We start from the raw sequence: 26247 nt of genomic DNA, 5'->3' as shown, positions 1-26247 counted from the left end.
TCTTATTCCCCTACAGAAGCAGTTGCATGTTCAGCACCTGCATGTTCAGCACCTGCATGGTCTGCACCATGATAGTTGCTCATGTAAGTGTTGATAATGCTCTTGAACAAGTCAGGCGTAACTGAAGAATAATAAGTCACAGGATGAGGCTTAGTAGGGAATGGACCTTTACGTTCAGCTTCGTGTGCAGCTTTAATTTCTTCTGGCGTATGCGCATTGTTCAGCATTGCTTCAATTTGGTGTTTAGAACGGTCACCATCTTTGAGCGTAGCAAATTCAGTCGCATCAAGCGTGGTTTTTTGGATTGCTTCAGGATTAATTGAAGTTCCTTTACCTGCTTTGATTGCGTCTACCCATGCGTTGAAATCAGCATCAGAAACAGCGTGCGCACGGAAACGCATTTGCGTAAAGCCATAGCCGCTATAGTTCGCTGAGAATCCACGGTAGCCTTCTGCTGGACTTGGATGTTCTGCAAGCATATGTAACTTAGTTTGCATACCTGCCATTGCATAAACCTGACCTGCTAACTTAGGAATGAAGAAAGAGTTCATCGTAAAGTTAGAAGTGATTTGAAATTCAATTGGTTTATTGACTGGGAAACGAACTTCGTTAATTGTAGCTATCTGTTGTTCAGGATAGATAAATACCCATTTAAATTGTTCAGCGACAGCTTGAATTTTTAAATGTTCTTCCATCTGACCTTGAGTATTTGTTAATGGTCTGTAAGGGTCATACTTATGTGAACCCCACCATGTTAAATACGCAAGAATAGCAATAATAATACACGGGATACCCCATACTACAATTTCAATTGCAGTTGAGTGTGCCCATGTAGGTTTATAGTCTGCATCTTTATTCGACGCGCGATATTTCCAACCAAACCACAATGCCATTAAGATCGAAGGAATTACGACCAAAAGCATTAAATAGATCGCAGTCATCATCAGGCTACTTTGACCTTCAGCAACTGGACCTTTCGAGTTTAGAAGTACTAAATCACCACCACACCCAGTTAAGAGTGCAGCCATCGCAGATAAAGACAATACAGCTAAAGTCGTTTGTCTCATTTTACAACCTCGGTGAAGAGTCCCATTCCCTATATAAATATGGGATAGCGATTAAAGTGTCGCATGATTGAAAATGACTATTGTTTACAAATAGAAAACATTCTCAATGATCTGACACCGCTACGTTGTAGGGCATTATGCCTCATATCGGCAAACTTAGCTATAGATAGGGCATGAATATATTAATGTAAAAATACCTGATATTTTTAGTCGGAATTATAAAAAAAACAAAAACATAAATTATTATTTTTTCGTGATTTAGTATCAAAAATGGCGGGGTCACCGCCATTTCATTTATTCTGCAAGATCAATCACTTTGGTTTTTGCCAGGCGATCATGGAGTGCATAGTTGTTTTTTGAAAAAAACATAAATAAATCAACAATAAATACAATTGCAATAAGCGGAACAATGCTCATCAACTGAGAGAGAATCAGAAATAAAAACGAACGTACAAAAAAGCCTCTGAATGAGCCCGGTAGTTGATTGGTATTCACATCAACGATTTGAAGTTTGAATATTTTTTTACCAATCGACTGCCCCGACTTGGTAATCATAAAACATTGAATAATCAAGATTGCCAATACGAATACCATTAAACCAATATTGACATAGTTTGGTATGCTTTTACTGATTATTTCAGCGATCTGCATTTGGCTTTCTCTAGAAAATCCACCTTCAGCAATGTTGACTGCACTTTCAGGCATAAAATAAGCAATAGCAAGAATTTGCGGTAAAAACAATACTGCAAAATCGACGAGTTTTGCTGAAATACGTTTACCAACAGGTGCAGCTTTAATTGCTTTTTTAGTGGATCTTTCAACTTTTATGTTGGTAATTGCTTGGTTTTGTTGAGTGGGATGTTCAGGGGTAAAAGTTGTCGGTGTAATATAACCAACAGGTTCATAGACAAGTTTACCTTGTGTAAGTTCACCAAGTGCTTTCCATTCAGTCATTCCTTGATGCCAAGCTAAATCAGTTAATAAGACTTGCTGACTCGCAAGCATTTGATTCAGTTGTTCTATGGAATAGGGTCCAGCTTGTTGGTTATTTCTCGCCAAGTAAATTTGCATAAAACTCAATTCTCAAAATAAATCTAAAATACAAAAAGCGTAGATGATCAACGATAGCGTTATCATCAATATTCATCTACATTGTAATCCACTATGTATACTCGATTTTTGCACATATTAATATTAAATTTACACGAAATCTTAAAATATGAAGCAATATCATGTTGCTTTTATAAGGAATTAATATCGTGAAAATGTGTTTAACTTTAAAACTTAGCGATGGAAATTTTAATACATAACTGCGTATTCAGCAGTTGAGTTCAAATGAATTGAAGTTATAAATATTATTTCAAAAATAAAAAAGACCCTACAGGAGGGTCTTTTTTAGAGCATACAAATTAAGCTTGTTTGGTTTTTTCTTCTGCAAGGAAGAACCAAGTATCTAACACTGAGTCAGGATTTAAAGACACAGACTCAATACCTTGTTCCATTAACCATTTTGCAAGATCTGGATGGTCAGAAGGACCTTGACCACAAATACCGACATATTTCCCAGCTTTACGGCATGCATGAATCGCCATAGAGAGGAGGGCTTTAACCGCAGCATCACGCTCATCAAATAGGTGAGAGACAATACCAGAGTCACGGTCTAAACCAAGAGTTAATTGTGTTAAGTCATTTGAACCGATTGAGAAACCGTCGAAATGTTCAAGGAATTGTTCAGCCAATAATGCATTGGTTGGCAATTCGCACATCATGATGACTTTAAGACCATTCTCACCACGTTTCAGACCGTTTTGAGCCAATAACTCAATAACACGCTTCGCTTCAGATACAGTACGTACGAAAGGAATCATGATTTGAATGTTGGTTAAGCCCATTTCATCACGTGCTTTTTTCAATGCGCGGCATTCAAGTTCAAAACAGTCACGGAAGTTGTCAGAGACATAACGGCTTGCACCACGGAAACCAAGCATTGGGTTTTCTTCTTCAGGCTCATAGAGCTTACCACCGATTAAGTTCGCATATTCATTTGACTTAAAGTCAGACATACGAACAATCACTGGTTTATCTGCAAATGCAGCTGCAAGCGTAGAAATACCTTCAACCAATTTTTCAACATAGAATTCGATTGGAGATGCATAACCTGCAGTACGTGCCATAACAGCAGCACGAGTTTCGCGTGGCAGGCTGTCAATGTTGAGTAATGCTTTAGGGTGTACACCAATCATACGGTTGATAATGAACTCTAAACGTGCAAGACCAATACCTTCGTTTGGAATTTGAGCGAAGTCAAATGCGCGGTCAGGGTTACCAACGTTCATCATAATTTTGAACGGAAGTTTAGGCATAGATTCAATAGAATTACGTTGGATTTCAAAATCTAACGAACCTTCATAAATAAAGCCAGTATCACCCTCAGCACAAGAGACAGTCACTTCCTGTCCATCGACAAGCACTTCTGTGGCATTACCACAACCAACAATTGCAGGAACACCTAATTCACGAGCAATAATGGCTGCGTGACAAGTACGACCACCACGGTTAGTCACGATTGCTGCTGCACGTTTCATTACTGGTTCCCAGTCTGGGTCAGTCATGTCTGAAACGAGTACGTCGCCTTCTTGTACTTTGTCCATTTCTTTAATCGATGTCACGATACGGACTTTACCAGAACCGATACGTTGACCGATTGAACGACCTTCACAAAGAACCGTACCTTTTTGTTTAAGAAGGTAACGTTCCATTGTGCCAACATTTTCACGGCTTTTTACTGTTTCAGGACGTGCTTGAACGATATAGATTTGACCATCATCACCATCTTTTGCCCATTCAATGTCCATAGGCGCTTGATAATGTTCTTCAATAATCAATGCTTGTTTAGCAAGCTCTTGAAGCTCTAAATCATTAAGAGCAAATTGTTGGCGATCTGCTTTTTCAACATCAACCACAACGACAGATTTACCTGCAGCACCTTCTTCGCCATAAATCATTTTTTGGTGTTTAGAGCCAAGGTTACGACGGATAACAGCATGTTTGCCATTTTTGAGAAGTGGCTTTGAAATATAGAATTCGTCAGGATTGACTGCACCTTGAACAACCATTTCACCTAAACCATAAGAAGCGGTAATGAATACTGCTTCACGGAAACCAGATTCTGTATCGAGTGTAAACATTACACCCGCAGCGCCAGTTTCAGAGCGAACCATACGTTGAACGCCAGCAGAAAGGGCAACGATATCATGTGCAAAGTTTTGGTGTACACGGTAAGCAATCGCACGGTCATTATAAAGAGAAGCAAAAACTTCTTTAATTGCGATCAAAACATTATCGATACCACGAATGTTCAAGAAAGTTTCTTGTTGACCAGCAAATGAAGCATCAGGTAAATCTTCAGCAGTCGCAGAAGAACGAACAGCAACTGCAATGTCAGGATTGCCATTAGAAAGTGCAGCAAATGCTTCGCGAACTTCAGCCTCTAGACCTGTAGTAAGTGGAGTTTCTACAATCCATTGGCGGATTTTTGCGCCAGTTTCAGCAAGTGCAATGACATCATCAACATTTAATGCTGCAAGTTCTGCATTGATTTTAGCATTTAAGCCACTTTGCTCTAGGAATTCGCGATATGCATCAGCAGTCGTTGCAAATCCACCTGGTACAGATACGCCAGCATTTGCTAAATGACTGATCATTTCCCCAAGTGAAGAGTTTTTACCACCCACGATCTCAACGTCGTGTTTACCTAATTTTTCCAGACCGATTACGCGTGCTTCCAAAGTTGTTACTCCACTTATGCAGTATTAATCACTATCTTGGCATGAAATTATAACAAAAAACTTAGCATTTTGATTCAACTAAGTGATAGTCATGTAAGATGGGCTTACTATAAAGATTATACATCGCTAAGACAAATGTTTGAGGAGATTTTTAATGTCAGAAAGTAACCAAATAAAGCGGAGCGTATTTTTTATTTCTGATGGTACGGCGATCACAGCTGAAACCCTTGGACATTCATTATTAGCGCAATTTCCTCATGTAAAGTTTGATATTCATATCATTCCCTACATTACATCTGAAGAAGCGGCGATGAATGTGGTCGAAGAAATCAATCGAAGAGCTGATAAAGATGGTCAGCAACCATTGGTATTCGATACTTTGGTTGACCCTTATGTGCGTGACATTATTAATACTGCAAATGCAGTGAATCTTGATGTTTTTGAAGGGCTTATTAGTAAGTTGTCTGATGTTTTAGGAACTCAGCCTACAACTTTAGTCGGACAAACCCATGCTGTAACAGATTCTGAGTCTTATAAAGCACGTATTGATGCTGTACATTTTGCTTTAGACAATGACGATGGCGCGCGTACGCGACACTATGATAAAGCGGATTTGATTTTGATTGGGGTTTCTCGTTCAGGTAAAACACCGACATCTATTTATTTGTCATTACAATTTGGAATTCGTGTTGCTAACTATCCGCTCACTGAAGAAGACTTGGACGATAACCGTTTACCTGCTGTACTCAAAGAACATAAACATAAACTATTTGGTTTAATGATTGATGCTGAGCGTTTGGTTGCAATTCGTTCAGAACGCAAAGCCAATAGTCGCTATGCAAGTTTTTCACAATGCCAGATGGAACTTCGCGCTGTAGAGGGTATTTATATTTCTGAAGGAATCAAATATCTCAATGTTTCTGAAATGTCGATTGAAGAAATCTCAACACGAGTCCTACAAATGACAGGCTTAAAACGCAGAATTGGATAAATTGTCCTTAGCTTTGATCTTGCGAATATGATGGAATGACTGCTAAGAGCAGAATGCACATTTTGCTCTTATAAAATATGTATAGATGATTATGATAATGTTGAGTTGTTATATGAAAAAGATATTAAAAATAAGTTCATTTTCGATGTTTTTTTGTGCGCAGGGCATGATACTAACGCAGTTGCATGCCGAATCCTTAAAGGATTTCGAAACAACGTTGATTCAGAAATATTATCAAAATAGTTGTTCGTCGCGAAATGAATGTGATCAATACAATGAAAATATTTCTAATGCGATTGAAACAAAAATAAAAAAGGATCCTGCAAGTTTCACTTATTCTTTTCCTAAACTAACCGAAAAGAATATGTTGAAAATTCATTACAGCCCAGATCGCAAAATTAAATCTTATACAATGGATATTTCTGCTGGCGGTACGATGCGAGACTCCACGAATTTGATTCAATTGAAAGGCAAAAAAGGTCCAATCACTCAAGATTTAACAACAGTTGGATTTATCAATAAAATTGAGCAAGTTAAAATAAAAAATCGAGATGTATATTTAATCACCAGTGTTTTTGTTGGGAGTACATGCTCAAGAACTTATCGTATAAATTCATTCATATTGAACCAAGATAAATTCGCCCCAGTTCAAATTTTTGAAACGAAAACGAAAAATTTGGACTCAATAGACGTTGCAAACGATTGTCAGGACTGGGAACGTCCATTGGAAGATTTTATCCGTATTTCTAAAGATTTAAAGAATATCGATATTATGCTGATCAATAACGCTGGAAAACTGACGAACAACTACTTGCGCTATCAAAAGACTGCCAATAGTTATCGCTATATCGGACAGACAAAATAAAAGGAGGCAATACATGCCTCCTTCAATTAAATTTTATTCAAATCTATGATGTATAGGTACTAATAACAACATCAACGACATACTCTGTTCCATCCATACCGTGTATTGAATTGGATGTAATTTTAACAATTGGCCAAGCAATATGCTTGCATCGAGGATGTTGCAAGGCTGAATAATAATTATCGGATTTCAAAAAGACTTTATTTTTCATTGCCAGATTAGGCGTAAGCTGGCGTTTTAACCACTGGTCTTGGACTTGAGCATCTAAATATCGAATAGCCAACATTGCTTTAATTCGATGATTAAACAAACGACGATTTTTAATAATTAATGGATGCGAAATGAGTTTGTGTATGCCACGTTCTGTTTGTGGTAATACAAAAGCAGGCGAAATCTGAAAAACTTTGACCAGTTCAGCTTGCTTTAATAGCTGATCAAGTTGCGTTACAGTAAATTGATCAACCCCAATAATTGCAACTTTTAAACCAGAAAAGTCATGCAGTTTCATGTCTGTGGACGCAATGATTTTACCTGTATATGGCTTAAAAAACTCGGATTGGTTTTGAAAAAAACCTTCGTTTTGGCTCTTGTTCCTGGTGAGCATATTTATTCCTTTTTTTATTTATAGGTCGCTGAGAATCGCGACATTTATTGATATAACCAACTTAATCACAGAGGTAAAGTCTTTTCAAAATCTCACCAGTCATATTTTATAGACGCAACGCTGTAATGAAAAAACACACAAACTATATCGAAAATATGATTTTGCAATTTTGAGGTTTAAAAAAAACTATTTCTGATGTACTTGAATATCCATATTCGTCAAGATTTTAGTCAATAACACCAGAGTTGAATTCAATTCTTCTGCGTGATGAATGGTCAATATTGTTATTTATTCTATTTCATCTCATTTTGAAAAGATTGGCGAAATTATTCATTATCAAGTGATGAAAATATCAACTCGATAACAACTCAGTGAATTATTTGTCATATGAAAAGATTGTTGAGACATATAGTCATCCTGATGAAAAAACCATGTAGTGAAATATCATTTTTCTTAATCAATAAAATCAATAGATTGTTTGATGATCTAAAGTTTGTACTGCCACGTTTTAGCTCTAAAAGTTTAAACCGTTTTGCGTAGGCGATGGTTTACTTTGTCCAGCTCATTTTTATCCAATAGCATTATTTGCGCTGCAAACAAGCAGTGCTTTGTTTTTGCTCATATACACCCGTTCAACATAGCGACCTCTATGTCGCTTTACAATAGCAAGACCATCTATGATTCAAAAGGGCGAAATATATAAATGATCAAAATCTTCTAAGGAATATACAGTTTATTGAATATCAATGATTAATAACAAAGTACTTGTATGAATCATTAGACGGTTTGATCATAGGGCTAGACGAGGTACTTTTTTGGAGGCACATTTCGGTAATTTCTTCTGTATTTTGATGCATTAAAAAAGCCCAACAAAAGTTAGGCTAAGCGTTTTCCATCATTTTATCTGTTGAAATTGAATCGCGTGTCTCTCAATCTGATTAATTGATCAATACCTAAATTATCAGTGCCTTGAACAAATTATAATTTATCATCCTGTGTTTCGATCTCTTTTATTTCCACTTGGGATGGAAGAGAATGGGTTAATTCAGGTTGTGTATGTGTTCTCAAATACTCTAAATCACGAATGTTTTTCTGTACTGCAACAGCTCCGAATAGGCTGAGTAAAAATGCCATAATATAAAAGCCTTTTTCGCTCAAAGCCATGTTGGCATTCCATAAACCTAGTGCTAAAAGTACAACACAAATCACCACTGAGACCCAACATAAGCCATAGTAAATAGCGGTAACTTGTTGTCCTTCTAACTTATCTCGAACAATTTTTTGCAATGAAACAGCAGAAAATAATCCATAAAGAATCAAGATGAGGTAATAGCCTTTTTCGTTTAAGAGAATTTGTGCATTAAACAGACCCACACAGTAGGCGGCAGCGCCAGCAAGTAGTGCCACCCAGCTCACTGCAACAAAAGCAGGTGTTGGCTTATTGATATATTGATTCATTGTTGTTCCTAGTTGATATTCTACTGATTTTTATATGTTCTATTATGCTGATTTGAAAAGAGATGGCAAATCTTTTCATTTTTTCTGTTGTATTAATCTATGTTTTAAATCATAAATCACTGTAAATTTATATTTAAATTAATGATTTAGTGATATTGAAATCAAAAAAAACCAAAATGAAAATTCATATTTCATTTTGGTAAAGAGGAAAAGATAATGGGTTTGTATTATTTTTTTAAATCCATTAATAAACTAAAGTTATCTAAACGTTTCGATGTGTCATAGATGTCACAAGTGAAAATAAATTCATCCACTTGATATTGTTCAAGCAGTCGATTCAAACCTTTTTTCACTGTTTCTGGTGAGCCAATTTGCGCCATTGCGAGGAAATTTTGCACGGCCATTTTTTCTGAAACAGACCAGCGACCTTCCATACTTTCAACAGGTGGTTTGAGTTTTAAACTTTGCCCTGTCAGCAAAGCTTGAATTCGCAAATAGACACTGGTTGCAAGATATTCAGCTTCTTCATCTGTTTGAGCGACGACAGTAGGTACACCCATAGAGACAAAAGGTTGATCCAAATATTCAGAAGGTTGAAAGTTTTCACGATAAAGCTGGATGGCTTGTCCCAACATTCTCGGTGCAAAATGTGAGGCAAATGAATAGGGAAGCCCTAATTTTGCTGCAAGCTGAGCGCTGAATAAACTTGAACCTAAAAGCCAAACTGGAACATGCGTGCCTTGTCCAGGTGTTGCCTTAATTCTTTGGTTTGAATGAGCATCTGCAAAATAACTCAATATCTCTAAGACATCTTGTGGAAATTGATCTTCAGTTTCTTGGCGACCACGTCTTAATGCACGCATAGTCAGAGGATCTGTACCGGGCGCACGTCCTAAACCTAATTCAACGCGATTCGGATAAAGTGTTGCCAAAGTACCAAATTGTTCAGCAACCACCAGTGGTGCATGATTGGGTAGCATGATCCCACCTGAACCAACTTTGATGCTATGCGTATTTGCCAAGATATAACCTAAGAGTACTGCTGTTGCAGAACTGGCAATGCCATCCATATTATGATGTTCAGCTAACCAAAGACGATCGAATCCTAAGGTTTCAGCATGTTGAGCAAGTTCTAAGCTATGTTTAAGAGAAAACCCAACTGTTTGATCTTCACGTACAGGTGCAAGCTCTAAAATAGAAAACTTGGTAGTTTTTAATGCCGAATCTGCTATAGATGTCATTTTTTAACTCGATATAACTATATATCGAAATACTACGATATATGTTGAGTAATGTATATCGAAAATTGTCGATATTTGTATTTAAAGCTGAGAAAATACGACGGATAAAAAAAATCAAGCATCGGTAAATGCTTGATTGAATATATTGTTATATCAGTAGAAGCGGGAAATTAACTCTACCAACGGTTTTTATATTGACCATAGTGATGCCCGTTGTCATGGCGATAATTACGATTATTATAACGATAGTCTACATTGCGGTATCCGTTACGATCATAACGGTCATTATAACGTCCATAGCGGTTGTCATAACGGTCATCATAACGACGATCTTCACTGACTTTTTTACCTAAAGCTGAACCACCAGCAGCACCAAGACCTGCACCGATATATCCACCTGTGGATGTACCTGTCACATTACGACCAACAGTATAACCACCTGCGCTACCTAAAGCGCCACCAATGATTGCACCATTTCTATCACGTTTATTCGATGCCGCACCAGCACCAACACCACCACCGATCGCTGAACCAATCATTGCACCAGTGGAGCCACCCATTTGTTGACCAATTGCTGCACCTACAACACCACCAAGTGCAGATGTTAAGGCTGTATTGGTTGAGTTACCTGCATGTGCAGTTGTGACTAGAGTTGCTGCAAGAACAGTTGCACCAAGTATTGCTTGTAGTTTCATTTCAAACTCCTTGTCGAAGCTTCTTCAAATTATTTAACTTGAGCTTAGAATAACGAAACAATTAGCAATAATTATGGATGTGGATGTAAGCAATTTCTGTGTTTTGTTTCTAGATTGTATTTCTTGCTCTTTAATTGGTTCATATTATGTGAATGTTAAACTTTATTCTCAGCGCGATTGATCAGAGAGCATTCATATTAAAATTATGCAACAAGCGAGACAAAATAGAAGATTGAACTCTAAATGCGACTATCACAGCCTAGCACCTCATAGCAAAAATAAGTCGGGTGAGCCGTCAGTTAGATTTAAAATTAGATGAAAATTTAACATGAGTTCGTGAAGATTATTGTTATCTCAATCCGCTAAATAACTTGTTAAATTAATCATATAGGGCTTAGGTAGCGACAATATTATTGACTTAATATAGATGAAATGTTCTTTGCTTTTTCCATCATCCAATTCTAGCTGATGCCATTATCATGTTGGGTGGCATGGATACAGTCGACCATTAAAGGCGAGATGGAATCATTTTTAAATATTGAGTGTAAAAGGCTGATATAACAAATAAAAAGCACCCGAAGGTGCTTGATGTCATTCACGGATCAATTAGTGATGACGACGATGTTTTTTGTAGTACTTTTTATTGTACTTGCGTTGATCGGCATGACGGTCTTGAGATACTTTTTTACCTAAAACGGAACCACCCGCTGCACCTGCTGCTGCACCAATATAGCCGCCAGTAGTGCCACCCATATTTTTACCAACAGTATAACCACCCACACCACCTAAACCGCCACCGATTGCAGCAGCAGTACGATCTCTTCTATTGGTTGAAGCTGCTGCACCACCAGCACCACCCACTGCTGAACCAATCATTGCACCAGTGTTACCGCCAATTTGTTTACCTACAGCTGTACCAACAACACTTCCTAAAGCCGAAGTTGCTGCAATACGTGTTGAGTTGTCAGCATGGGCACTTACTGTAAACATTGAAGTTACTGCTAAAGCAGTACTAAATAAGATTGTATTAAATTTCATCTGTTGCTCCATGTCCTTAGATGGACAGCTCTATCTGTATTCGATGAAGCAAATGTAACAAAAGTTTTTCCAAAAAATGTGGAGATGAACCCGAAAATTGATAACGTTTGGTATCTGAATGTATGTTTTCTATTAAAAGTGATTTTAAAACATGCAAACGCTGGGACAAAAAGGAGAAATGATGAAGATAATACGGTTATGAATAAGCATAAAGCTCGTAAATTGGCAGATAAATTCGTTAAGTTCACGGCAGAGCGCCTATATAAATGTGTCATTTAAATGGCAGAATCGGTAAACTATGCACAATTTTAGAATTTTCTTAGCCATGTGATTGAGGTTGTATTTTAAATCTTAAAATGTGGTTAAGGCTTAGCTTGAGAATGTATTTAAAATGAAAGAATCGTTACGTTTACGATTAGATCAACTTTGTGATCGGCATGAGGAATTAGAGGCATTATTGGCAGACGTTGAAGTCATCTCTGACAATAAGCGCTTTCGTAATTTATCACGTGAGCATAATGATTTATCAGAAATTACTGAAGTTTGGAAAAAATATAAGCAAGCTGAAGAAGATATTGAAACAGCTGAAGTGATGTTAACCGATCCAGATTTTAAGGATATGGCTGTTGAGGAAATCAAAGAGAATAAAGCTTTAATTGAGCAACTCGAATCTGAGTTGAATATTCTCATGATTCCAAAAGACCCGAACGATGCGAACTCGGCATATTTGGAGATTCGCGCCGGCACAGGTGGTGATGAAGCGGCGATCTTTTCAGGTGATTTATTCCGTATGTATAGCAAATATGCTGAGTCACAAAATTGGCGTATTGAAATCTTATCTGAAAACGAGGGTGAGCATGGTGGCTATAAAGAAATCATTTGCCTCGTCAATGGTGAGGGCGTTTATGGGCGCTTAAAGTTTGAAAGTGGTGCGCATCGTGTACAACGTGTACCTGCCACAGAGTCGCAAGGGCGAGTACATACTTCTGCATGTACAGTTGCAATTCTTCCAGAAGTTGATGTAGATACAACGGTTGATATTAATCCTGCTGATCTGCGTATCGATACATACCGCGCATCTGGTGCAGGTGGTCAGCACATTAACAAAACTGATTCAGCAGTCCGTATTACTCATATTCCAACGGGAACAGTTGTTGAATGTCAGGATGAGCGTTCACAGCATAAAAACAAAGCCAAAGCGATGGCGTTATTGGCATCACGTTTAGAAAATGCAAAACGTGCTGCGGCAGATGCTGCAACTTCTGAAATGCGCCGTGACTTGGTCGGTTCTGGTGACCGTTCAGAAAGAATCCGTACATATAACTATCCGCAAGGTCGTATGACAGATCACCGTATCAATTTAACCTTATATAAGTTGGATGCTGTTATGGAAGGTGATTTGACTGAACTTTTAGATAGCTTGCATCGTGAATATCAAGCTGATCAGCTGGCAATGCTTGCTCAACAAAACGGTGGATAATGAATATTGCACAGGCATTAGCCTTACGTGGAGAGCCAGAAAGTTATGAGCGTCAAGAGAATGCTTGGTTACTTGAGCATATTCTAAAAATTGATGCTTTTGATTTGTCACTTAAATCAGCTCAGGAATTAACCACTGAACAAGAACAGCAATATACGCATGGTTTAGCACGTATTCAAGCTGGTGAACCTTTGGCTTATGTGACGGGTTCACAGCCGTTCTGGACATTGGATTTAACAGTGAGCAAAGATACTTTAGTTCCTCGTCCTGATACCGAAGTTTTGGTGGAAACTGTACTGCATTTAGATTTACCAGAAGATTGCCGTATTGTAGATCTGGGGACAGGGACTGGAGCGATTGCTTTATCATTGGCAAGTGAACGTCCGAATTGGTCTGTAACAGCGACAGATGTTTATGAGCCAACTTTAGAGGTTGCACTACACAATGCTGAAAAACATGATTTACCACAGGTGAAGTTTTATTTGGGCAGTTGGTTCAATGCCTTAAATCGGCAATATTTTGATGTGATTGTTTCCAATCCTCCTTATATTGATGCTGAGGATGAACATATGCCACAGCTTGCTTCTGAACCTGAACGTGCTTTAGTTGCCGATCAACATGGTTTAGTAGACATTGAACATATTATCCAGCAGGGTAAAAAATGGCTTGCAACACAAGGTTGGATCGTGCTTGAACATGGTTATGATCAAGCTGAGGCAGTACAGCAGATATTTAAGGGTGCAGGTTTTAAACAGGTTCGAACTGTAAAAGATTATGGCGGTAATGATCGTGTGACTTTAGGTCAGTGGCCCAATTAATTTCTTGCTGTATCAATAAGGCTTTACTAGGTGTTTGGGTAGACAGATGGTAAAGCCTTTTTATTTATTCTTGTTTTTTATTCTATAGTCAATCTGTTGAAAAATTCATACAGTAGAATATCATTTCTCTTGATCAATAAAATTAAAGCGATCAATATATTGTTTGATGATATAAAGCTTGCACTGCCACGCTTTAGCTCTAGAGTTTAAATTGTTTTGCGTAGGCGATACTTTACTTTTCAGAGATGAAAAGTAACAAAAATCTTCCGTTGAGCGAGGGGTACATCCTAATACCGCCGCTCAACATGGCGACATCCATGTCGCCTCGTGATAGCAATACTGTTTATGATTCAAAAGTACAAAATAAATGAATCAGCCAAATCACTTATGTGAATAATCAGGCGGTTTGACTATAAATATTAAAGTGAGTGCCAAAAGCAGTTTTATTTTTCTTAAAAAGTTTTGCACACTCATTTTCATAAGTTCAAGCCAATTATATTACTGATGATCTGCATGACGTGCATATATTAAACTGCTATGAAGTTAAAAATCCGATCAATTAAAAAATCCATATTAAGTCAAATTACTTTTAACCAATTTAATCGGTTCGAGCAATTCCTCGCCCAGAGAACTCAGCATTTCTCTTTCGATTAAACGGGTAATTGCATCTAATGGCAAATCATTTTCTTGTAAGCCAAAAGGTTCTTCGAGTTGCGCACTCAATGCATCCAAGCCTAAAAATAAATACGCAATTAAGCTAACAATCACAGGTGTCCAGATACCAAGACTGGCTTCTAAACTAAAAGGTAGAATTAAGCAGAAGCAATACACCGTACGATGTAGTAATACTGAGTAAGAATAAGGTAGTGGTGTACTCAAAATACGATCGCAACCAGCCTGAATATTTCCCAAAGCAACAATATGTTGATTTAAACCTTGGTAAATAATATCTGAAATTTCACCTTGATGAAGAGATGATACTAAGGATTTTTGAATCTGTTCTAAAACATATTGTGAGGCATTGATGTGATGAGGCAGTTGATCGAATATAGAGTCATCTAAGGCAACTTTGTTTTTATAAAACGCAATGGGTTGATTCTGATTGCGTAGGCGATTTCTGAGCAAGCAAGTAAAAAGCATGACACGATACATCAGCACTTGACGTTGCTGTTCAGGTAAAACATGACTGTCTCGTGAAATATGGCGAGATGTGGCGATCAATGCACCCCACAATTTACGACCTTCCCACCAGCGGTCATAACAAGCAGTATTTCTAAAGCTTAAGAAAATTGAAAGAATAATACCAAATACAGTAAATCCAATTGCGGGTACGGCAGGAAAGGTGAAATAATGATGGGAAGATAAATAGACTAAAATTGTGGAGATCAGCACAACGAATGCCAATGCAGGCAAGACTTTGGGAAGAATGGTGCCATGCCAAGCAAAAAGTAGGGCAAAGCTATTACTTTTATCGCGAATGATCATACTGTCTACCTAAATGTAACGGCAACAGTGTTCCATATGAAAAACCCTAAATGCAAGTTTCAGATAAGGAAATTAAAAAATACGGCTTAGAAAAGCCGTATTTGATTGATTTACGTCCGCCAACGTAACAACCAGTTTTCAATCCATTTCATCATGGTGTCTGTTAATTTACCAAGAACAGCCAATAAAATAATCGCGATAATTACAATATCTGGTCGTGAAGTTTCGCGACCATCACTAAGTAAATAACCAATCCCTTGTGTTGCTGCAATCAGTTCGGCTGCAATCATAAACATCCAAGCCAAGCTTAAACTATTTCTCAGCCCCACTAAAATTCCTGGTGAAGCTGCAGGAAGAACGATTTGAAAAATTATTTGCATATGGCTTAGTCGATAGACTTTTGCGACTTCAAATAATTTTTTATCTACATTATGAATGGCTGAAACTGTATTGGTATAGGTGGGGAAGAATGCACCGATGGCAATTAAAGTAATTTTTGAAGCTTCATCAATTCCTAACCACAATAGCAGTAGTGGAATCCATGCAAGGCTCGGGATTGATTTAATTGCAGAAAATGTCGGTTCTAAAAATGCTTCAATATGTTGGTTTAAACCAACAGCGATTGCAAAGATAAGCCCAAGTGCACTTCCTACAAAAAAGCCAAAGAAAACTCGCCATGTACTGGTATATACATGCGTGAATAAATCACCCTGTGCCAAATCTCGAAATGATGCGAGTAAACTGCTGGGTGCTGGCAGTAAATAGGGTTCAATCCACCCTGTGCGAACAAGGTATTCGCATAGGAGTATGATCAAAACAGGGAGGGTGATTGCTTTTAGCCACTTCAATAAATGAGCTTTAATTACAGGGTTTTTAACAACTGTAGGCACATTTGTATGTGATGCTGAAGCAGAAATTTTGTTCATTATTTCCCTACAACCTTTTGCGCGTATTTACTGTCAAATAACTGATCGATGACTTGGTTAACATTGGTACCTTTACGTACTAACTCCTCTTCATTCAAAATCGCTCCTGCCTTCTTTAAGGCATTCAAATGTTTTGTGGTTGGAATGTTTTGGTCGAGATTGGTTCGGCTAAGTTGAAGTTTAGCAACTTCAAGTGGTAATTTTGCTTCACGGGCCAACAGTTCAGCTACTTTGTCAGGGTTGGCTTTTGCCCATTTACGTGCTTGTTCATAAGCTTTGATTACGGCATCTATAGCTTCAGGACTTTGTGCTGCAAACTGATCTTTAACACTTAAAACACTATAGCTATTAAATGAAACATTACGATAAAGCAGCTTAGCACCTGATTGTAACTGTGCAGAAGCCATAAGTGGATCAAGCCCAGCCCAAGCATCGACCTGTCCTCGTTCTAAAGCAGTTTTACCATCTGGATGTTGTAAATGTACCAGTTGTACATCGCGTTTACTTAAGCCAACTGTTTCAAGTGCTTGGAGAGTGAAAAGGAATGGATCAGTCCCTTTGGTTGCCGCTATTTTCTTACCCTTTAAGTCCTTTAGTGATTTGATGGCTGAGTTTTTAGCCACCACCAACGCTGTCCATTCAGGTTGGCTTTGAATATAAACAGTTTTAATTGGGCTTCCATTGGCACGACTTAATACTGCAGCCAGCCCAGCTGTTGATGCAAAGTCGATACTGCCACTGTTTAGATATTCGAGCGAACGGTTACTCCCTTGGCTGAACACCCATTTGATCTCTGTTTTTGGCAAGGCTTTTTCTAAGAGTTTTTGCTCTTTGACGACTAAACTTGTTGGAGCATAATAAGCATAGTCGAGTTTTAATATTGTTGGGATGGCAGCGAAAGATGCTGTAACTGTTAAGCTAAGAGCAACGCTAGACACTAAAGCTGTTATTTTTTGACCAAAAGATTTCATAAATACCCCATAAAATTCAAAGAGAAAAACAGAGTAGATATGTATAGTTTTTATGGCATCAGTACAAAAAAGAATAATAGATAAGCACTTCAATAAAACAGAATTATCATTTTTTTGCGATTAATTGATTGATTTTTATATACAATAATTATCCTAATCTGTTTTTGATGTATTTAGTAGATTAGTAGAAAGCGATAGTAAAAAAAATTCTTAGCACTTTTTGCGATTTAAACATAAAAAAACGGCTTGATTTCAAACCGTTTTTTATTGAACTACTTTTATATTGGATAATCTTCGAGGCTATCTGCAATTTCAACTTGGTCTAAGGCATTGGTTTCAAGTGCAAGACACAGTGCTACAATTTTCGCTGTATCTGCAATATTTTCTTTTTTCATTGCCAAACCAGATTGGATCGCTTCAATACGCTCTTGCTGGATATCGAGTGCTTGAGCAAGATCTGAAGCATTGTTGATGTTCAGAAAGTCATTGATCGCATCTGCAACATCACGATCTGAAGCTTTTAAAATTCCTTCTATCAACTCATCTAAATGTTCAGTTTGAGCAGAAAGGGAATGGATAAAATTTTGAACTAGATTTTGCTCTAGTACATCAATCATCTTAATCATGTTAGTGACCTGAAAGCTGATTAAAGGGGAGGAGGGTACCACAGGAAGTAAGCAGAAAGACTGCTTTGAATTGAGTGAAAAATATACTAATAATGGCGAATTTGCAACCATGTTCAGATAAGCTGTAAAACTTTATACAAGCTTTTCAAATTTATAAGAATAAAATTAAAATACCTTTAATACATACTTGAGTAAGAACATGAAATCATTTTTGCAAAGCCATTTAAGCTTATTCTTTTAACCTAAATGTTTATGTTCGCGATAAGCACCAGGGCTTACACCAGTCCATTTTTTAAAAGCACGGTGAAATGCACTTGCATCTTGAAAGTTTAATAATTCGCTGATGTCTTGTAAGGTATGCGTTGTTTTGGTTAAAAGATCAATTGCCATGTCACAGCGAATATCATTTTTAAGCTGTTGATAGCTTGTACCTTCGCTTTTTAAACGACGCTGAATTGTTGCTTCAGAAATATTCAGTTGTTCAGCTAAATCACCTAACTCCAACCAAGCACAAGGTGAAAGAGAAAGTAATTTTTTTCGTACCATAGAACTCAATGCCAAAGGATTCTTAAACCTTAATAGCAAGTTTTCAGGACTGTTTTTGATAAATGTATACCAAGATTTTTGGTCACGTTTAATCGGGATACTTAAGTAATTTGCATCGAATTGCAGATAGTTTTCGTCTGTTTGATAAGTGATATGTTCACAAAAGCGAACGCGATAATCTTGATCGTCTTCAGGAGCTGTGCATTTTAATTGTAATTGTTTGAGTAGAATACGTTGATCAGCTAACCAACAAATCAAACTATGAATCAGCATAATGTAGGTGGCATAACAGAACATGGCTTTGGTTTGTAATTTATCTGTAATGACAATGTAGGCATAATTTTCATCAATTACCAATTTACTGGAAAAATCATCAAGAACAAGATTAAAAAATTGTAGGATTTGTTCGATGGCAATGTGAAGTGTATCGGCTTGCATCACCATCTTCGTGAGTAATTTATAGCAGCCACGGCGCATTTGATGAGAATCCATACCAAAGAATTCATCATTCATTTGATCTGCAATTTCAGTCCAAAGTTTTGCATAGCTTGAAACAGCAATTCTTGCTTTAGGCGCATTAAAAAGTTCAAGCGGAATCTCGGCATTGGCTAAGATTTTTTCAATATCGAAGCCTTTGTTTTTTGCACCAATCAACGCCTCATGTACGAGTGCAATTGAGATGGTTCCTTTACTTTCAATGAAGTGTTGATTGTTCACAGTATATTCCATTATCTTGTGAGCGCATTTAAGACGTGGTTAAGTGACCCAAAAATTCTAAATTGTCCAAATCCATCATACAGGATGCAACTTTTGGAAATTGTACTCAAGCTGGACTATGTTTACTCTTCATCTTAAGTCGAAAATGGGTTTAATTTAAAATCTATAGCTATTTATTTAAACAATGAATTAAGGAAGAAAAATGAAAATTGAAGGAAAAGTCTTTGTGGTAACAGGTGGTGCATCTGGACTCGGTGCTGCAACGGCAACACATTTGGTGGCTCAAGGCGCAAGCGTGATCATGGTAGATATGAACCATGAACTGGGTGAAGAAATGCAAAAACGTCTTGGTGAAAAATCCAAATTTGTACCATTGGATGTGACCAATGAAATTGCGGTAGAACAATTCTTTAAACAACTCGAACAAGATTATGGACAACTTAACGGTTTAATTAACTGTGCAGGTATTGGTCCTTCTGCAAAGGTATTAGGGAAAAACGGTATCCATGCTTTGGATGCATTTCAGAAGGTTTTAAATATTAATGTATCAGGTACATTTAATATGCTTCGTTTTGCCGCAGATGTTATCTCACGTTATGAACTTGCAGCTGGTGAAGAAGATCGTGGAGTCATTATCAACACAGCTTCAGTGGCGGCTTTTGATGGACAAATTGGGCAAACTGCATACGCTGCGTCCAAAGGAGCTGTTGTCGCAATGACTTTACCTTTGGCAAGAGAGTTGTCGCAACATGCAATTCGTGTCATGACGATTGCTCCCGGCATTATGGAGACACCGATGTTGAAAGCTTTGCCACAAAATGTTCAAGATGCTTTAGGGGAAATGGTGCCTTTTCCTAAGCGTCTTGCCAAACCTGAAGAATTTGCACAACTCGTTGGGCATATTTGTGAAAATAGTTATTTAAACGGAGAAACAATTCGTTTAGATGGCGCGATTCGTATGCAACCGAAGTAAGTTACATCCCTTTATGCTTTTAGATGGGATTAGCTTCAACTGTTGATTACGCCATTTATAAAGCAAAACACCTGAAAAATAATGTCCCATACTGCTTAAAAGGTGGTATTGGGCAAATTTGACTTTAAATTTTGTTGATCAGTTCCTGTGCTTGATTTTGAGATAGGAATTTAAATATTCAAAATTGTTAAAAACGAACTAAAAGGGAAGCTCGATGATACTCAATGATGATCAAAAGATGGTTCAAGAAATGATGCGGAATTATGCTCAAAATGAACTCAAGCCAACTGCTGCTGAACGAGATAAGCATTCACAATTTCCGAAACAGCAATTAGCAGCATTGGGAGATTTGGGTGCATTAGGAATGACCGTATCAGAACAATGGGGCGGCGCAGGTTTGGACTATATGTCCTTGGTCGTTGCAATTGAAGAGATTGCGGCTGGTGATGGCGCGATTTCTACCATTGTGAGTGTACAAAACTCATTACCGTGTGGGATTATTCAAAAATATGGCTCAGAGCAACAAAAACAAGATTATTTAATCCCATTGGCAACAGGGCGATGGCTTGGTTGTTTTTGTTTAACAGAGCCACAAGCAGGTTCAGATGCTGGTGCTCTATTATGTAAAGCTGAACGGGATGGAGATACATGGGTCATTAATGGCACCAAGCAGTTCATCACTTCGGGACAAAATGCCCAAGTTGCGATTGTATTCGCCATGACGGATAAGACAGCTGGAAAAAAGGGAATTTCTTGCTTTATTGTTCCAACTGATACGGAGGGATATATTGTTTCCCGTATCGAAGACAAAATGGGGCAACACTGTTCTGATACTGCGACGATTGTTTTCGAAAACTGTCGAATTCCTGCTGAAAATTTATTGGGAAATGAGGGTGAGGGCTACAAAATTGCCTTATCCAATTTAGAGTCAGGACGAATTGGCATTGCATCGCAATGTGTAGGTATGGCTCGTGCAGCATTGGATGCCGCCGTTGAATATGCCAATGAGCGTAAAGCTTTCGGTGTGGAACTGGTTCAGCACCAAGCGGTGGCATTTCGACTGGCTGACATGGCAACTCAAATCGAGGCAGCACGTCAATTGATTTACCATGCCGCAAGTTTGAAAGATGCTGACTTGCCTTGTTTAAAAGAAGCATCTATGGCAAAACTTTTTGCATCGGAAATCGCTGAAAAAGTTTGTTCAGATGCCATTCAAATACATGGTGGCTATGGCTATGTTTCAGATTTTCCTGTTGAACGGATTTATCGAGATGTGCGTGTTAGTCAGATTTATGAAGGTGCATCAGATATCCAACGTTTGGTCATTGCGCGTGCTGTGATTCAATAACACACAACTGAGAAAACTCCTTTTAAAAGCAAATATAGACCAGCTAAATGCTGGTCTTTCTATTGTTGTTTGGAACGCAAGTAGTAGTGTCCAAACACCGCAGAATGATTGAGGTATTTGGAAATTGTGTATGATTTATAATCATGTTTATCTATATGCATAGGAACAAATGCTGAATGATTCGGCATTTTAATAAGAGCTAGAACGCAGATATATGGAATTGCACATCGAGATGATGTGTGTAACAAATACAAGGATATTGCCATGAAAACATTGCAACAAGCTTATCTCGAATTCGACTATGAAAAGTTGATCGACGAACAACTGGCTGGAAACCCTCAATCAATCAATGCCTATAAAGAGTGTTGTGGGCGCTTTGTTGGTTTAAATAAAGTTGCTTTGATCTGGGAAGGAAAAAATGGTGAATCAGCACAATGGACGTTTGAGCAACTTGCAGAAGCTTCTGGACAGCTGGCAAATTATTTCCAATCGATTGGTTTAAAACCAGGAGATTGTATTGCTGGATTATTGCCACGTACACCAGAATTACTCATTACTATTTTGGCAACATGGCGAATTGGTGCAATCTATCAACCTTTATTTACTGCATTTGAATCTAAGGCAATTGAACATCGTATAACAACAGCCAATACGCAGTTAATGGTCACCAATCAAGAACAACGTAGCAAATTAGATCAAATTGAATTACCTCATATTCTGACAGTCCATCTCAAGGACTCAAGTCAGATAAAAGAAGCTGATTTTTGGGAAACCTTAACCAAGCAATCAGCCATACATAATCCGGTTATGTTAAATTTTGAAGACGATTTTTTAATGATGTTTACATCAGGAACTACGGGTTTAGCTAAATCAGTTCCTGTGCCACTCAAAGCTGTTTTAGCATTTAAAGAATATATGCGTCATGCCGTTGATTTACGCGAAGAAGATTCATTTTGGAATCTTGCCGATCCAGGTTGGGCATACGGTTTATATTATGGTATTACAGGTCCGCTGGGACTCGGACACAGTATTATTATGGATGAGCATGCATTCAGTGTCGATCATGCCTTAGAGGTTATACAGAAGTATAAAGTCAGTAATTTAACAGGTTCTCCTACGGCTTTTCGAATGTTCTTTGGTTTTAAAGAACAATTCGATGGTTCAATCAAAGACCATTTACGTGTGGTCAGTAGTGCGGGAGAGCCTTTGACCCCTGAAGTGATTCATTGGTTTAACCATGATCTAGGCGTTAATATATATGATCAATATGGACAAACAGAGTTAGGCATGGTGATTGGAAACCATCACGCTTTAGCACATCCAATCAAGGTAGGTTCGGCAGGTTTTGCAAATCCTGGGCATCGTTTTGCAGTTTTAAATCAAGATTATAAAGAAGTGACAGTGGGCGAGATCGGAACTTTGGCGATTGACTTCAAGCAATCACCGCTCACTTGGTTTAAAGGATATGGTGGGAATAACCGTAAATCTTTTATGGGAGATTATTATTTAACTGGAGATACAGTTCGACTTAATGAACTAGGTGGGATTGATTTTATTGGTCGTGCAGACGATGTCATTACAACGTCAGGCTATCGTGTTGGTCCGTTTGATGTAGAAAGCACCCTGTTGGAGTGTGCAGAGGTTTTAGAATCAGCCGTGATTGGTAAACCTGACCCTGAACGAACAGAAATTGTAAAAGCTTTTATTGTACTAAAACCTCAAGTTGTTTCATCTGATGAATTAAATGCAAAATTGCAAAAATATGTTCGATCACGTTTATCCAAGCATTCTTACCCACGTGAAATTGAATTTGTGGAAAGTTTGCCAAAAACATCCAGTGGTAAAATTCAACGTAATTTACTCAAGCAACAGGAAGTGGCTAAGTTACAGCAACTGCAATTCGAGGCTTAATCTGTAATATTTTATAAAGTTGTTAAAGCCCCATGCTCTTGCACCCGAAAGGGTGCTTTTTTTGTAAGAGAGCATTTGAAAATTTCCGCAATTTTGAGGGCTTATACTCACCCATATAATGTTTGATTATTCATCAATAAATAAATGCGTATAAATCTATCATTCAAATTCACGATATTGTCATTAATAAAAATTAATCTGCTGTAAATTTCAACAAACGTTAAAAATCATGCAAATTTTAAAACCTCATACTCTATGTTTAAGCCTAGCTTTATTGGGCTGTTCATTTCCAAGTTATGCTCAGTTGATGTTTAGTCAATATATTGACGGCACAGCAAATAAAAAGGGATTAGAAATATATAATCCAGATGCATCCACTATTAACCTTGCGGATTATGAGATTCAACAATATACCAATGGAGTAACGAGCAAAACTGCAACATATACTTTACAAGGAAATTTAGCCAGTAAAGCAAAATTCATTCTAGGTCGTAGTGAATTACAGGCAGAAATTGGGAATAAAGTAAATCAGGTCGCTGGTTTGGCATTTAATGGTGATGATGCATTGGTGCTTTTATATAAAGGAACCCCAGTCGATCGTTTTGGGCGTATTGGTGAAGCTCCAACAGGTGGTTGGGGAACAACATTTAAGAGTGCTGGAAATAGCCTAAGCAGAATAAAAAATAAAAATGATGTGAGTTCAGTAGATCCAAATAGTGCTTTCGACTTAGATAGTGAATGGACAAAATGGTCAGATCGTAATGCCTTTAGTATCTATTTAGGAGGAGATACAGCAACGCCACCAGCAACAGCAGTGAGCTGTAGTACAGCAGATACCCCCATCGCAGATTTGCAATCTGCAACTCAGAATCAGCAATATGTTGTTCGTGGTGTAATCACAGCTGACTATCGTTATCAAGATGGATTTTCAGGTTTTTATATCCAAACACCTGACACAAAAGCCAAAGCGAATTTAAGTAATGCCATTTTTGTGTATATTCCTGCTGGAAGTACAGTCACTGGTGGAAAAGTGGGTGAGGAAGTTATTCTCAAAGGACGTTTAACGACCTATCAAAATCAGTTGCAGCTTGATCAACTGAGTAACAATATTGGCACTTGTAATAATCAAGCTGCTAATTTGATCAGTGCAACACCGATTCAACTTCCATTTTCAAGTTTAACGGACGCAACTGGTCATTCACCTAAACGTTATCAGGGAATGTTGGTGAAAATGCCACAAACCTTAACGGTCAGTGAAAACTATGATTATGGTCGTTATGGTCAGTTGTCATTAAGTTTAGGACGTTTATATATCCCGACCAACTTATATCCAGCAAAATCAGCCGAAGCAGTCGCATTAGCTAAAACCAACCTTTTATCAAAAATCATTTTAGATGATGGATATAATAATCAAAATAGAACACCTTGGCTTCCAGCGAATTTTAATGCTGCCAATACTCTACGTACAGGTTATCAGTTAAAGAATGTTGAAGGGATTTTAGAATATCGTTTCAATGCGTGGCGCATACAACCCATTCAAAATAAAACACTGCCAGAAATCGTCAAAGACACCAACCTACGTAATGCGAATGTTCCTCTTAAAGATAGCAAACAAGTCCGTGTGGCGGCATTTAATGTATTGAACTATGACAACTCTCCATTAATTGGTGTTAAACCAGATCGTGGTGCGAATACCTCTTCAGAATTTAATCGTCAACACGCAAAAACGGTGAGTGCGATTAAAGCAATTGATGCTGATGTCTATGGTTTGATGGAAATTGCCAACAATGGTTATGGTGATAAAAGTGCAGTCGCTTATTTGACCAAGGCTTTGGGGGCAGATTGGAAATATGTTATTCCACCAAATATGGATAAATTAGGTACTGATGTGATCGCAGTTGCGATTATCTACAACAGTAAGCGTGTCAAAACTGTGGGTAACCCAGTAGTTTATGATGACTTGACCCAGAAAAACCGTGTCACTATGGCACAAAGCTTCCAAGCGCTAACAGGGGGTAAAACCTTTACGGTCATACCGAATCATTTAAAATCCAAAGGCAGTTGTCCTGATGATAAAACGTCACCTGAAGCCAATCAAAATGATGGTCAAGGCTGCTGGAATCCAACCCGTGTAACTGCTGTACAAAAGTTAATTCAATGGATTGCAACAAATCCAACCAAAGCTGAAAAGCCTAATTATTTATTGGTTGGAGATATGAACAGTTATGCCAAAGAAGACCCAATCTTAGCCTTTGAAAAAGCCAACTATAAGGTATTGTTAAATGATGAAAAAATCGGTCAAGGTAAATTAGCATATAGCTATGTCTTTGGAGTTGCGAGTGATGCAACGGGTAATGGCGGCGCGGGTAATCTAGATCATGCCATAGCAGATGCAAACTTATATCCAATGGTTAAACGTACTTTTGCATGGCACATCAATGCAGATGAGCCAACAGCTTTAGACTATAATGAAGAGTTTAAAACAGAAGAACAAATTGCATCTTTCTATAGTGAAGATGCATTCCGTTCTTCTGATCATGATCCTGTTGTTGTAGATTTAGACTTAAATGAATCAACTACAACAAGTGGAAAAAGTAGTGGGGGAAGTACTGGATTATGGTCTTTACTTGGCTTGATGTTATTGACAGCAACATCGGTATTGGCACGCGCTAAAAAGAAATAAACTTGAACAGTCCAAA

General features: G+C 37.9%; 21 protein-coding genes. 8 read left to right on the top strand and 13 right to left on the bottom strand.

The features are described 5' to 3' along the window. Window positions 1-2: 2 nt before the first annotated feature. The 3 genes from cyoA to ppsA form a co-directional block, all read right to left on the bottom strand. Complete coding sequence (gene cyoA, locus F938_RS12475; protein WP_004824413.1) at window positions 3-1067, bottom strand: ubiquinol oxidase subunit II; 1065 nt, start codon at window positions 1065-1067, stop codon at window positions 3-5. A gap of 294 nt (window positions 1068-1361) precedes the next feature. Continuing rightward, the gene (locus F938_RS12470; RefSeq protein ID WP_005032196.1) at window positions 1362-2138 is read right to left on the bottom strand and encodes an RDD family protein; all 777 of its coding nucleotides are present in this window, start codon (window positions 2136-2138) and stop codon (window positions 1362-1364) included. 338 nt (window positions 2139-2476) lie between these two features. Further along, window positions 2477-4855, bottom strand: coding sequence for a phosphoenolpyruvate synthase (gene ppsA / locus F938_RS12465; RefSeq protein ID WP_004824408.1), 2379 nt, complete (start codon window positions 4853-4855; stop codon window positions 2477-2479). 154 nt (window positions 4856-5009) lie between these two features. Here ppsA and ppsR point away from each other — a divergent pair, with 154 nt between their 5' ends. Next, entirely contained in the window at window positions 5010-5846 is an 837-nt protein-coding gene (gene ppsR, locus F938_RS12460) for a posphoenolpyruvate synthetase regulatory kinase/phosphorylase PpsR (RefSeq protein WP_004824407.1), read from the top strand. Window positions 5847-5958: 112 nt separating this feature from the next. After that, window positions 5959-6711 carry a hypothetical protein gene (locus F938_RS12455; RefSeq protein ID WP_004824405.1) on the top strand — a complete coding sequence of 251 codons (753 nt, stop codon included), beginning with the start codon at window positions 5959-5961 and terminating at the stop codon, window positions 6709-6711. Window positions 6712-6754: 43 nt separating this feature from the next. On the opposite strand, the gene F938_RS12450 is transcribed toward F938_RS12455, so the two are convergent. The 5 genes from F938_RS12450 to F938_RS12430 form a co-directional block, all read right to left on the bottom strand. Continuing rightward, complete coding sequence (locus tag F938_RS12450) at window positions 6755-7315, bottom strand: NAD(P)/FAD-dependent oxidoreductase (RefSeq protein WP_004824403.1); 561 nt, start codon at window positions 7313-7315, stop codon at window positions 6755-6757. A gap of 978 nt (window positions 7316-8293) precedes the next feature. Then, a complete protein-coding gene (gene yiaA / locus F938_RS12445; RefSeq protein ID WP_005032193.1) occupies window positions 8294-8773 on the bottom strand; it encodes an inner membrane protein YiaA in 480 nt (159 codons plus the stop codon). A gap of 227 nt (window positions 8774-9000) precedes the next feature. Next, window positions 9001-10014 carry an LLM class flavin-dependent oxidoreductase gene (locus F938_RS12440; protein WP_005032191.1) on the bottom strand — a complete coding sequence of 338 codons (1014 nt, stop codon included), beginning with the start codon at window positions 10012-10014 and terminating at the stop codon, window positions 9001-9003. Between the two features lie 176 nt (window positions 10015-10190). Next, complete coding sequence (locus tag F938_RS12435; protein WP_004824397.1) at window positions 10191-10709, bottom strand: glycine zipper domain-containing protein; 519 nt, start codon at window positions 10707-10709, stop codon at window positions 10191-10193. A 606-nt stretch (window positions 10710-11315) separates the two neighbouring features. After that, window positions 11316-11747, bottom strand: coding sequence for a hypothetical protein (locus F938_RS12430; protein ID WP_004824395.1), 432 nt, complete (start codon window positions 11745-11747; stop codon window positions 11316-11318). A gap of 391 nt (window positions 11748-12138) precedes the next feature. Here F938_RS12430 and prfA point away from each other — a divergent pair, with 391 nt between their 5' ends. Then, window positions 12139-13227, top strand: a complete 1089-nt coding sequence (prfA, locus tag F938_RS12420) for a peptide chain release factor 1 (protein ID WP_005032188.1) — start codon at window positions 12139-12141, stop codon at window positions 13225-13227. Then, the gene (gene prmC, locus F938_RS12415; protein ID WP_005032186.1) at window positions 13227-14045 is read left to right on the top strand and encodes a peptide chain release factor N(5)-glutamine methyltransferase; all 819 of its coding nucleotides are present in this window, start codon (window positions 13227-13229) and stop codon (window positions 14043-14045) included. The genes prfA and prmC overlap by 1 nt, the downstream gene beginning before the upstream one ends. 573 nt (window positions 14046-14618) lie before the next feature. Here the strand turns inward: prmC and F938_RS12410 are convergent. The 5 genes from F938_RS12410 to F938_RS12390 all read right to left on the bottom strand — a co-directional run bounded on the left by F938_RS12410 (window position 14619) and on the right by F938_RS12390 (window position 19328). Further along, window positions 14619-15530 carry a bestrophin family protein gene (locus tag F938_RS12410; RefSeq protein WP_005032184.1) on the bottom strand — a complete coding sequence of 304 codons (912 nt, stop codon included), beginning with the start codon at window positions 15528-15530 and terminating at the stop codon, window positions 14619-14621. Between the two features lie 110 nt (window positions 15531-15640). After that, complete coding sequence (locus tag F938_RS12405; RefSeq protein ID WP_005032182.1) at window positions 15641-16456, bottom strand: ABC transporter permease; 816 nt, start codon at window positions 16454-16456, stop codon at window positions 15641-15643. Next, window positions 16456-17427, bottom strand: coding sequence for an aliphatic sulfonate ABC transporter substrate-binding protein (locus F938_RS12400; RefSeq protein ID WP_005032180.1), 972 nt, complete (start codon window positions 17425-17427; stop codon window positions 16456-16458). The genes F938_RS12405 and F938_RS12400 overlap by 1 nt, the downstream gene beginning before the upstream one ends. 278 nt (window positions 17428-17705) lie before the next feature. Beyond that, window positions 17706-18053, bottom strand: coding sequence for a hypothetical protein (locus F938_RS12395; protein ID WP_004824377.1), 348 nt, complete (start codon window positions 18051-18053; stop codon window positions 17706-17708). Between the two features lie 237 nt (window positions 18054-18290). Next, window positions 18291-19328: an AraC family transcriptional regulator gene (locus tag F938_RS12390; RefSeq protein WP_005032178.1), complete on the bottom strand. Its 1038-nt coding sequence runs from the start codon at window positions 19326-19328 to the stop codon at window positions 18291-18293. A 190-nt stretch (window positions 19329-19518) separates the two neighbouring features. Here F938_RS12390 and F938_RS12385 point away from each other — a divergent pair, with 190 nt between their 5' ends. From F938_RS12385 to F938_RS12370, 4 genes are all read left to right on the top strand, one after another. After that, on the top strand, window positions 19519-20289 hold the full coding sequence (locus tag F938_RS12385) for a 3-hydroxyacyl-CoA dehydrogenase (protein ID WP_004824374.1): 771 nt from the start codon (window positions 19519-19521) through the stop codon (window positions 20287-20289). 214 nt (window positions 20290-20503) lie between these two features. Continuing rightward, window positions 20504-21637 carry an acyl-CoA dehydrogenase gene (locus tag F938_RS12380; RefSeq protein WP_005032176.1) on the top strand — a complete coding sequence of 378 codons (1134 nt, stop codon included), beginning with the start codon at window positions 20504-20506 and terminating at the stop codon, window positions 21635-21637. A gap of 264 nt (window positions 21638-21901) precedes the next feature. Continuing rightward, window positions 21902-23548 (top strand): AMP-binding protein, encoded by a 1647-nt coding sequence (locus F938_RS12375; protein WP_005032174.1) that lies wholly within the window; start codon window positions 21902-21904, stop codon window positions 23546-23548. A 229-nt stretch (window positions 23549-23777) separates the two neighbouring features. Beyond that, window positions 23778-26231 (top strand): ExeM/NucH family extracellular endonuclease, encoded by a 2454-nt coding sequence (locus F938_RS12370; RefSeq protein ID WP_005032172.1) that lies wholly within the window; start codon window positions 23778-23780, stop codon window positions 26229-26231. Window positions 26232-26247 lie beyond the last annotated feature (16 nt).

Source organism: Acinetobacter bereziniae LMG 1003 = CIP 70.12 (genome assembly GCF_000368925.1).
In the GTDB taxonomy this organism is placed as follows: Bacteria; Pseudomonadota; Gammaproteobacteria; order Pseudomonadales; family Moraxellaceae; genus Acinetobacter; species Acinetobacter bereziniae.
This window is presented reverse-complemented; position numbering and strand designations above follow the sequence as displayed.

Excerpts from the sequence above, each read along its gene's own strand:
- F938_RS12440 (WP_005032191.1), bottom strand. The coding sequence starts at position 10,014 with ATGACATCTATAGCAGATTCGGCATTAAAAACTACCAAGTTTTCTATT.
- F938_RS12400 (WP_005032180.1), bottom strand. The coding sequence starts at position 17,427 with ATGAAATCTTTTGGTCAAAAAATAACAGCTTTAGTGTCTAGCGTTGCT.
- yiaA (WP_005032193.1), bottom strand. The coding sequence starts at position 8,773 with ATGAATCAATATATCAATAAGCCAACACCTGCTTTTGTTGCAGTGAGC.
- F938_RS12435 (WP_004824397.1), bottom strand. The coding sequence starts at position 10,709 with ATGAAACTACAAGCAATACTTGGTGCAACTGTTCTTGCAGCAACTCTA.
- F938_RS12395 (WP_004824377.1), bottom strand. The coding sequence starts at position 18,053 with ATGATTAAGATGATTGATGTACTAGAGCAAAATCTAGTTCAAAATTTT.
- F938_RS12375 (WP_005032174.1), top strand. The coding sequence starts at position 21,902 with ATGAAAACATTGCAACAAGCTTATCTCGAATTCGACTATGAAAAGTTG.
- F938_RS12410 (WP_005032184.1), bottom strand. The coding sequence starts at position 15,530 with ATGATCATTCGCGATAAAAGTAATAGCTTTGCCCTACTTTTTGCTTGG.
- F938_RS12370 (WP_005032172.1), top strand. The coding sequence starts at position 23,778 with ATGCAAATTTTAAAACCTCATACTCTATGTTTAAGCCTAGCTTTATTG.
- cyoA (WP_004824413.1), bottom strand. The coding sequence starts at position 1,067 with ATGAGACAAACGACTTTAGCTGTATTGTCTTTATCTGCGATGGCTGCA.
- F938_RS12385 (WP_004824374.1), top strand. The coding sequence starts at position 19,519 with ATGAAAATTGAAGGAAAAGTCTTTGTGGTAACAGGTGGTGCATCTGGA.
- F938_RS12380 (WP_005032176.1), top strand. The coding sequence starts at position 20,504 with ATGATACTCAATGATGATCAAAAGATGGTTCAAGAAATGATGCGGAAT.
- F938_RS12455 (WP_004824405.1), top strand. The coding sequence starts at position 5,959 with ATGAAAAAGATATTAAAAATAAGTTCATTTTCGATGTTTTTTTGTGCG.
- prmC (WP_005032186.1), top strand. The coding sequence starts at position 13,227 with ATGAATATTGCACAGGCATTAGCCTTACGTGGAGAGCCAGAAAGTTAT.
- F938_RS12430 (WP_004824395.1), bottom strand. The coding sequence starts at position 11,747 with ATGAAATTTAATACAATCTTATTTAGTACTGCTTTAGCAGTAACTTCA.
- F938_RS12450 (WP_004824403.1), bottom strand. The coding sequence starts at position 7,315 with ATGCTCACCAGGAACAAGAGCCAAAACGAAGGTTTTTTTCAAAACCAA.
- F938_RS12470 (WP_005032196.1), bottom strand. The coding sequence starts at position 2,138 with ATGCAAATTTACTTGGCGAGAAATAACCAACAAGCTGGACCCTATTCC.
- F938_RS12390 (WP_005032178.1), bottom strand. The coding sequence starts at position 19,328 with ATGGAATATACTGTGAACAATCAACACTTCATTGAAAGTAAAGGAACC.
- ppsR (WP_004824407.1), top strand. The coding sequence starts at position 5,010 with ATGTCAGAAAGTAACCAAATAAAGCGGAGCGTATTTTTTATTTCTGAT.
- prfA (WP_005032188.1), top strand. The coding sequence starts at position 12,139 with ATGAAAGAATCGTTACGTTTACGATTAGATCAACTTTGTGATCGGCAT.
- F938_RS12405 (WP_005032182.1), bottom strand. The coding sequence starts at position 16,456 with ATGAACAAAATTTCTGCTTCAGCATCACATACAAATGTGCCTACAGTT.